Source organism: Hymenobacter agri (assembly GCF_054778495.1).
Map to the genome: position 1 here is coordinate 1 of NZ_BAAGZM010000545.1, position 2,907 is coordinate 2,907.

Sequence of the window (2,907 nt, forward strand, 5' to 3'; positions counted from 1 at the left end):
CGGGGCGGCACTCAGGCGCTCGCGCAGCACGGCGGCCAGCTCGGCCTGGCCCTCGGCCAGCAGAATCAGGCGCACGTCGGTGAGGCGGTCGAGCTTCTTATCCAGCGGCTTGCGCGGGTCGACGATGACGACCTGCTGGCGGGCGCGGAAATGGTTGCCGTTCACCAGCACCACACTTTCGTGGGCCAGCAGCTCGGGCTGCGTGAAGCGGTCGAGCACCCGGGTGAGGTTGAGCTGACGGTAGGTGATTTTATCAACCAGCTCAGCCGAGAGGCCGTTTTCGGCTACGTAGGGCACCGGTTTGGCAGCAGCCGCGGTTGCTTCTTCAGCGGCGGCGGAGTCGCCGGCGGCGTGGTCGGCATCCACGTAGGCCACGCGCAGCTGCGGAGCGAGGTACGGCAGCAGGCGGGCCACCAGCGTCTGAATGTCGCCGCAGGGCGCGCCGAGAATCGCCAGCTCGTGGCGGCCGAACTCGCCCACGTCGGGGCGGGCGAGGGCAGCGTGTTTCGTTCGTTTTACGGTTGGGCTTGGTTGACTTTCCATGTCGGAATTTACAGATTTTCGGCGCGACGGAAGTCCTTTTTGCCGCCGGTTTTTTCGATGAGCTGCATGCCTTCGATGCTGATATCGTGCGAGAAAGCCTTGCACATGTCGTAGATGGTGAGGGCGGCCACGCTGGCCCCGGTCAGGGCCTCCATCTCTACGCCGGTGCGGCCCGTGACTACGGCGGTGCACACCACCCGCAGGGCGTCGGCCCCATCGGGCTCGATGGTGATGCTGCAATCATCGAGGCCGAGCGGGTGGCAGAGCGGGATGAGGTCGGCCGTTTTTTTGGCCCCCATGATGCCCGCCAGGATGGCCGTGTGGATAACCGGGCCTTTGTGCGAGGGCATTTCGCCGGCCTGCACGCGGCTCAGCAATTCTTCGCCCAGCACCACGCGGCAATGGGCGCGGGCCACGCGGCGGGTGGGCGTTTTCTGGCCGACATCGACCATCGTGGGCTGGTTGGCGGCGTTGACGTGGGTGAAGTTTTTGGTGAGCATAGGGCTGTAGAGACGCGTAATTGCGCCGAATCGTTGGGCGGATTGTAGCGCGGACCTTGCAGGCTGCGGCTCCGGCAAATATCTGAATGACCGCTAGGAGGCGCGTGGACGCGGACTACAAAGCCCGCGCTACTCCTATTGTTTCGGCGCAAACTATTGGGCGCGGCAGCCGTTTTCAATGAAGCGCGGGCCCAAGCGGGCCCCGGTGCTCCGGCGAAATCCGCCGCGCCGGCCCCCGCGGGCCGCCCCATTCATCCCGAAATTTATCATGACCAATACCGCATTAGTGGTGGGTGCCAGCGGCATCATCGGCAGCAACCTGGCCCAGGAGCTGCTAGCCCACGGCTGGCCCACCTACGGCCTGGCCCGCCGCCCCGATACCAGCATCGCCGGCCTGCAACCCGTAGCCGCCGACCTGATGGACCCTGCCAGCCTCGAAACCGCGCTGGCCGATATCCAGCCCACGCACGTGTTCATTACCAGCTGGATGCGCAACGACACCGAGGCCGAGAACATCCGCGTGAACAGCGCCATGGTGCGCAACCTGCTGGCCGTGCTGGGCCCGAAACATTCGGTGCAGCACGTGGCCCTCGTAACGGGCCTGAAGCACTACCTGGGGCCGTTTGAAGCCTACGTGAGCGGGGGCGTGCCGCCGCCCACGCCGCTGCGCGAATCGCAGCCCCGGCTGGCGCTCGACAACTTCTACTACGCCCAGGAAGACGAAGTGTACGCCGCCGCCGCCCGCGACGGCTTCACCTGGAGCATCCACCGGCCCCACACCATCATCGGCAAGGCCGTGGGCAACCTTATGAACCTGGGCACCACGCTGGCCGTGTACGCCAGCATCTGCAAGGCTACGGGGCGGCCGTTTCGCTGGCCTGGCTCGCGGGCGCAGTGGGAAGGACTGTCGGACGTGACCGATGCCCGCGTCATCGCCAAGCAGCTGGTGTGGGCCGCCACCACCGAGGCCGCCCGCAACGAGGCCTATAACGTGGTGAACGGCGACGTTTTCCGCTGGAGCCAGCTGTGGGGCCGCTTGGCCGAGTGGTTCAGCGTGGAGGCCGTGGGCTTCGATGGCACCATTCACCCGCTCGAGGCCGAGATGGCCGACGACGCAAGCCTGTGGCGCGAAATCGCCGAAAAGAACGACTTGGCCGAAGCTGATTTGAGCCGGCTAGCCTCGCCCTGGCACACCGATTTGGACCTGGGCCGGCCTATTGAAGTGATGACGGATATGGCCAATAGCCGCAAGCGCGGCTTCACGGTGTTCCAGAGCACGGAGGACTCGTTCTTTGATTTATTTGCCAAGCTGCGCGAAGACCGGCTGATTCCGTAGCGCTGCGCTGGCACAACGTCACTCATAAAACGTCATGCAGAGCGCGGCGAAGCATCTTAACCGGAGCACTAAATCAATCGAATGGATTGCGTTGCGCGGTAAAGATGCTTCGCCGCGCTCTGCATGACGTTCATATTTAACTCTTCATTCAACCCCATGCTCTCCCCCGCCGAAGCCACTGCCCGCGTGCTCGCCACCGCCCACCCGCTGCCGCCCGAAGCCGTGGCCCTGCCCCACGCTGCCGGCCGCATCTTGGCCGAAACGCTGGTGGCCGACCGCGACTTCCCGCCCTTCAATCGGGTGGCGATGGATGGCATTGCGGTGAGCTACGCCGCCTGGGCCGGGGGCCAGACCGAGTTCGACATTGCCCACGCCCAATTTGCCGGCGAACCCGCCCGCCCGCTGCCCAACCCGCAGCAGGCCGTGGAGGTGATGACCGGCTCGGTGCTGCCCACCGGGGCCGATGCAGTGGTGCGCTACGAGGACGTGCTGCTTGAAAACAACCGCGCCCGCATCCAGATTCCGCCG

The 2,907-nt window shown here is 65.4% G+C and carries 2 protein-coding genes and 2 pseudogenes; 2 read left to right on the top strand and 2 right to left on the bottom strand.

Annotated elements, in window-relative coordinates; all coding sequences use genetic code 11:
• Both ACYVDE_RS19070 and moaC read right to left on the bottom strand, forming a co-directional pair.
• A pseudogene (locus ACYVDE_RS19070) lies at positions 1-543 on the bottom strand (hypothetical protein); the annotation flags it as partial.
• Positions 544-551: 8 nt separating this feature from the next.
• Positions 552-1,043: a cyclic pyranopterin monophosphate synthase gene (gene moaC / locus ACYVDE_RS19075; RefSeq protein WP_460503130.1), complete on the bottom strand. Its 492-nt coding sequence runs from the start codon at positions 1,041-1,043 to the stop codon at positions 552-554.
• Between the two features lie 268 nt (positions 1,044-1,311).
• Here moaC and ACYVDE_RS19080 point away from each other — a divergent pair, with 268 nt between their 5' ends.
• Both ACYVDE_RS19080 and ACYVDE_RS19085 read left to right on the top strand, forming a co-directional pair.
• Positions 1,312-2,379, top strand: coding sequence for an SDR family oxidoreductase (locus ACYVDE_RS19080; RefSeq protein ID WP_460503131.1), 1,068 nt, complete (start codon positions 1,312-1,314; stop codon positions 2,377-2,379).
• A gap of 156 nt (positions 2,380-2,535) precedes the next feature.
• Positions 2,536-2,907 (top strand): annotated as a pseudogene (locus tag ACYVDE_RS19085) (molybdopterin molybdenumtransferase MoeA); the annotation flags it as partial.